The sequence below is a fragment of the Microcoleus sp. Pol10D4 genome, from assembly GCF_036701555.1.
Classification (GTDB): domain Bacteria; phylum Cyanobacteriota; class Cyanobacteriia; order Cyanobacteriales; family Microcoleaceae; genus Microcoleus.
Genome location: NZ_JAUBRA010000139.1, coordinates 1 through 5,387 on the forward strand (window position 1 = coordinate 1; position 5,387 = coordinate 5,387).

General features: G+C 44.6%; 6 protein-coding genes. 2 read left to right on the top strand and 4 right to left on the bottom strand.

Annotation, left to right across the window (positions count from 1 at the left end):
- Window positions 1-192: 192 nt before the first annotated feature.
- Window positions 193-882 (bottom strand): hypothetical protein, encoded by a 690-nt coding sequence (locus tag QUA36_RS30645; protein WP_333162052.1) that lies wholly within the window; start codon window positions 880-882, stop codon window positions 193-195.
- 136 nt (window positions 883-1,018) lie between these two features.
- Complete coding sequence (locus QUA36_RS30650; RefSeq protein ID WP_333460094.1) at window positions 1,019-1,861, bottom strand: TlyA family RNA methyltransferase; 843 nt, start codon at window positions 1,859-1,861, stop codon at window positions 1,019-1,021.
- A 222-nt stretch (window positions 1,862-2,083) separates the two neighbouring features.
- Between QUA36_RS30650 and QUA36_RS30655 the strand changes: the two genes are divergently transcribed.
- The gene (locus QUA36_RS30655; RefSeq protein WP_333162056.1) at window positions 2,084-2,323 is read left to right on the top strand and encodes a hypothetical protein; all 240 of its coding nucleotides are present in this window, start codon (window positions 2,084-2,086) and stop codon (window positions 2,321-2,323) included.
- A gap of 253 nt (window positions 2,324-2,576) precedes the next feature.
- Here the strand turns inward: QUA36_RS30655 and apcB are convergent, their stop codons facing one another.
- The gene (apcB, locus tag QUA36_RS30660; RefSeq protein ID WP_293258696.1) at window positions 2,577-3,086 is read right to left on the bottom strand and encodes an allophycocyanin subunit beta; all 510 of its coding nucleotides are present in this window, start codon (window positions 3,084-3,086) and stop codon (window positions 2,577-2,579) included.
- A 337-nt stretch (window positions 3,087-3,423) separates the two neighbouring features.
- Between apcB and glnA the strand changes: the two genes are divergently transcribed.
- The gene (gene glnA / locus QUA36_RS30665) at window positions 3,424-4,845 is read left to right on the top strand and encodes a type I glutamate--ammonia ligase (RefSeq protein ID WP_333057654.1); all 1,422 of its coding nucleotides are present in this window, start codon (window positions 3,424-3,426) and stop codon (window positions 4,843-4,845) included.
- Between the two features lie 109 nt (window positions 4,846-4,954).
- Here glnA and QUA36_RS30670 read toward each other — a convergent pair whose 3' ends face one another.
- Complete coding sequence (locus tag QUA36_RS30670; protein ID WP_333460095.1) at window positions 4,955-5,284, bottom strand: hypothetical protein; 330 nt, start codon at window positions 5,282-5,284, stop codon at window positions 4,955-4,957.
- Between the last annotated feature and the right edge of the window lie 103 nt (window positions 5,285-5,387).

Sequence of the window (5,387 nt, forward strand, 5' to 3'; positions counted from 1 at the left end):
CCTAACACATCTCTTGATGAAGTTATTCGTGCTTATTGTGCATAAAGAGTGTCTCATACTTATTTGAAATGACTATAACCTTTATTCTTATACAATTGTCCAAAAAAAATGCAACTGTAGGTAAACTCCAAATCACCATACTCATCAGTGATACCCCATTCTTTAATCTAAAATCTAAAATCTAAAATCGTATTACCGTCTCGCGATTCTAACACCTTCCCTAAAATGGGCGATCGTGGCAATTACCGCTATAGAAAAATAAAATATTCTAATCAGCCAAAAACAAACCCGCATTGACCAAGTAACAATAGTCGGAGCAATACCTGTGAACTGTACAAATCTGGAATTAACTTTTTTTTCAAAGCTGTCAAGATCTTTCATCTCCGATTGTTTCGCCGGAATAACGGGAAACTGACCAGTATATACGTAATAACCCATAAAACCAGGCAATCCTACTTTTCTATTCAAAAATGAGTTAGTTAAGGTTGCAGTTTGCGCGGGTAATAAGTTATCCGATTCCTCTACTTTGTCCAGCCAAGAATTATATCTAATGGCTGGCGTAATCATGAAAACTAAGGGAACTATAACTATCAACAAAGCTGCACTAATTTTGCGACCGTATTGAGGGTGTAAAAGCCTTGTCGCCACACCCACTCCCATACCGATAAAAGCAAATATTAATATATTTAACAGTTCAATAATTTCGATACCTCTCAACAAATCGCCGATAATGAGAATTGTATATAATAATTTGTCTGCTAGTAGCAAAGCTGCCCACTTGATGAGAATTGAAACGCCTACAATAATAGCTACAATCGCCACATACCCAATGGCACCTAGAACGTAGAGTAAAATCGAACCGGCTTGTTTGAATGATTGCATGGAATTATTCACTCTTGTGAAAGTTGAGGAGTCCGATTGACGAAAAAACTTGAAATTTTAGATTAATCAGGAGTTCAAAATTTGACTTTTAAAATAGATTAGCTTGACATCTTGAAATCAATCTAAAATGTAAAATCTACAATCGATCGACAAGTTCCCGCGCGGCCGCTTTGGTAACTTGTGCGATCCGTTCCTTGACAACACTCTCTTCGATCGCCCTCTGGTCTGTTTCTTGTTCGCGATCGATCCCCAACCATAAAAGATACTCGATATTACCCGCCGGGCCAAGTAAAGGCGACCACGTTAAGCCCCTTTCCTGCCATCCTAAAGCTGTGGCTGCCTTCCACACTTGAAAAATCGCATCAGCTTGAGTTGCTGAGTCTCGCACTACGCCTTTTTTCCCGACTCTCTCGCGCCCTACCTCAAACTGCGGCTTTACCAGCAACACCGCTTCTCGCGGTGGTGCCAACAATTCCCACAGCGCGGGTAAAATCTTATCCAGGGAAATAAACGACACATCTACTACCGCCAAATCTGCTGGCGCAGAGTCGCCGTAAAGCTCAGTAGCAGTCATGTACCGCAAATTGGTGCGTTCTTTCAAAATTACCCTCGGATCGTTACGCAAGCCCCAATCTGCTTGACCGTAGCCAACATCTATGCCGTACACGAGGGCGGCGCCGGCTTGCAGCAGACAGTCGGTAAAACCACCTGTGGAGATGCCGCCGTCGAGACAAATTCTGCCTGCAACGGGAATCGCAAAAACCTCTAAAGCTTTGGCTAATTTGTCGCCACCTCTAGAAACGTAGCGCGATCGCTCTTTGATCTGAATTTTTGCTGCAATGTCAACCTCAGTACCCGGTTTGTCAACTACCTGTTGGTTGATTGAGACTTTCCCAGTCCTAATCAATGCCTGAGCTTGTTGTCTGGAACTGCACAAATCGAGGCTGACCAATAAAGTGTCTAGTCGCTGTTTAGCCAAGGTTTTTAATCTGTACGGATAGGGTTAAGGACAGTACCAGATTAGCACTTACGCACAAGCCGGACTGCTGATTTTTTGCTAGCATTTTGGTTTTTCGATCATCGCCGGGCGATCGCCCCCAGCTCACATTATGTGACTGAGATCGCTCTGAGTGTCTAGTTTTATCACAGAGCTACATTCATAGAATCACACAAAAATTTGGGCGACTAGCGGATGATTTATATGCAGCTAAAAGCGCTACAAATACCATTAGGGCGATCGACTATGAAAACAATTAACTTTCCTATCAGAAATCCGGGCAATTGTCAAGAAAATCCCCTAGCCTTCGTCAGCGGTGACATCATCCACATTCTCTACCCCAACGGCGAAGTAGAAGTAACAACCGTCGCACAAATCGATCTGCGCCCAACCAAAAATCCCCTAGACAAATGCCTCGTCTGGGGATGTGTTGACGATTTCTAGCACCAGTTTCAAACAAGAATGCAATTATAGGGAAGCTCCAAACCATTAATTCATAAGTCATTCCCCATTCTTCAAATTTTTAATCTATAATTTTTAATCTATAATTTTTAATCTGAAATCTTTAATCTAAAATTGTATAACCCATAAAAAAAGATCGCTTGGAGGCTGTCAGGCCAAAAAAAGCGATCGATCTAACGGCTGCTAACTGCCAGCCACAAGTGCAATTTGCTGCTAAAAGAACTAGCAAATTGACTTAAATATCTTGTTCGCTCAATTCGCGAATCATGTAATCAAAAGGCTGATCCAAAAAAGGCCCCACAGACAAGCCAGCAGCTTCCACCTGAGCCTTAACCATCTCCTTCATAATGCTAATCCCCATCACCGTCGGGCCAATGGGAACGCTTAGAGAATTGTAAGTTTCTCGCAAACCTTGCAGCACGCGCTCATCGAGCACATCGGTACTTCCAGCCACCAAGGCGTAAGTAGCATAGCGCAAGTAGTAATCCATATCCCGCAGACAAGCCGCGTAGCGACGAGTCGTGTAGGCATTTCCACCGGGACGGATCAGTTCTGGCTGTTCAGCAAATAGCTGGATACCAGCTTGCTTGACAATTGCCGCAGCATTGCTGTTAATTGCAGCCGCCGCCTGTACCCGTGCCGTGCCCGTTGCAAAATAAGATTTCAACCGATCGATACCATCCCGGTCTAAATACCTACCAGCAACATCATAATTTTCAATCAGGCTCGTCACTGCATCGCGCATAAGTTTCTCTCCCAAAAATCTTTATCAATACTTTGCTATCTGAGACAGACCGCCTATTGTAGACTACTACAAATCGGCGTTTGATTAAGATTTGAGATAGGATTTTCACGAAGGGTAGTCTATCCGTGGCAAACTGTCGTAAAATTCAGCCGTTTGCCTTGTATCTTCAGCCGAAAAATCCACAGGGCAAAAATTTCAAACTGCCCGGCCGCACTGGGCCCCTATTTCAGAATTTTGTAGCCATAGATACAAAATAGTGGATACTGAAGGCCTACGATCGCCCACACAGTCTGAAATCGGCCGATCGCCAAGACACAACCAATATCAGGAGTAAGTCATGTTCCAGACACCCCAAGAAGCCTTAAACTACATACAAGAAAATAAGATCCAGATTGTTGACCTAAAATTCATCGATATGCCGGGGATCTGGCAGCACCTTTCCCTGTACCACGACCAAATCGACGAAACCGCATTCACAGACGGCGTACCCTTCGACGGTTCCAGCATTAGGGGCTGGAAAGCCATCAACGAATCAGACATGACGATGGTCATCGATCCGACCACCGCTTGGATGGACCCGTTCATGGCAGAACCGACCATCAGCTTCATTTGCAGCATCAAAGAACCCCGCACCGGCGAACCGTACAGTCGCTGTCCCCGCACCATTGCCCAAAAAGCCATAGACTACTTGCTTTCGACCGGTCTCGGCGATACAGCATTCTTTGGCCCGGAAGCAGAATTCTTTATTTTTGACGACGTTCGCTTCGACCAAACCCAAAATTCCGGCTACTATTACGTAGATTCGATCGAAGGTCGTTGGAATTCCGGTAAAGAAGAAGCAGGTGGCAACCTCGGCTACAAACCGCGTTACAAAGAAGGTTATTTCCCAGTAGCACCAACCGATACCTCTCAAGACATGAGAACGGAAATGCTGCTGACAATGGCAAAATGCGGCGTACCCATCGAAAAGCATCACCACGAAGTCGCCACCGGCGGTCAATGCGAACTCGGTTTCCGCTTTGCAACTTTAGTACAAGCCGCCGACTACTTGCTGACTTACAAATACGTAATCAAAAACGTCGGCAAAAAATACGGCAAAACCATCACCTTCATGCCCAAACCGCTGTTTAACGACAACGGTTCCGGGATGCACGTTCACCAGTCGATTTGGAAAGACGGCCAACCTCTATTTGCAGGCGATCAATATGCTGGTTTCAGTCAAATGGGACTGCATTACATCGGCGGCATTCTCAAGCACGCACCGGCACTTTTGGCAATCACAAACCCCACAACCAATTCCTACAAGCGTTTAGTTCCAGGCTTTGAAGCGCCTGTAAACTTAGCTTATTCTCAAGGGAATCGATCGGCATCAGTGCGGATTCCGTTGTCGGGAACCAACCCCAAAGCCAAGCGGTTAGAATTCCGCTGTCCCGATGCCACATCCAACCCCTATTTAGCATTTGCAGCCATGCTTTGCGCCGGCATAGACGGCATCAAGAATCAAATCGATCCGGGCGAACCTTTGGACGTGGATATCTACGACCTTTCCCCTGAAGAATTGAGCAAGATTCCTTCAACTCCCGGTTCATTGGAAGGCGCTTTAGAAGCTTTAGAAAAAGACCACAGTTTCTTAACTGAAACCGGCGTATTTACCGAAGACTTCATCCAAACCTGGATTTCCTACAAACTCGACAATGAAGTCAACCCGATGCGGTTGCGTCCTCACCCCTACGAGTTTGCTCTCTACTACGACTGTTAGAAAATTAAAAATTAAAAATTAACAATTAAAGATGGTAATTATACCATTTTTAACCGAGAATTTTTAATTAATAAGAACGCCGCCCTTAAAAGCGGCGTTTTTTTGAAGTTTAGAACTTCTGTATCAGCGCCCAGACTCTCCCCTTACCCAACACTATCTGGGCAACGCTGTTAGTAGTAGCACCCATTGTAGCCTCAGAAACATCCTCTAAAGTCCATTTAGTTGCTTTCTCATCAACAATAAACAAATCCTCAGCGGTAGTGCCTTCCTGAACCCGATATATCTTATTCAGAATGAAACGTGCCCTTGCCTCAGCTTTTGGTATGCCCGTAACTTCATCAGGATCGATAGAGATGGCACTGCCTTCTTTTAATGTACCTTTCGAGTTGCTTAAATTGCGATCGTCCCTTTGAGCAACCCGCACGCTGTGAATCGGCAAACCAGGCTCATTCTCAGAGATATGCCAGATATAGTCATTTCAAATAAATGTGAGACAGACGTCAGATCATGATAAAATCGCTAAAAGTAGTTAATTAGAAAAA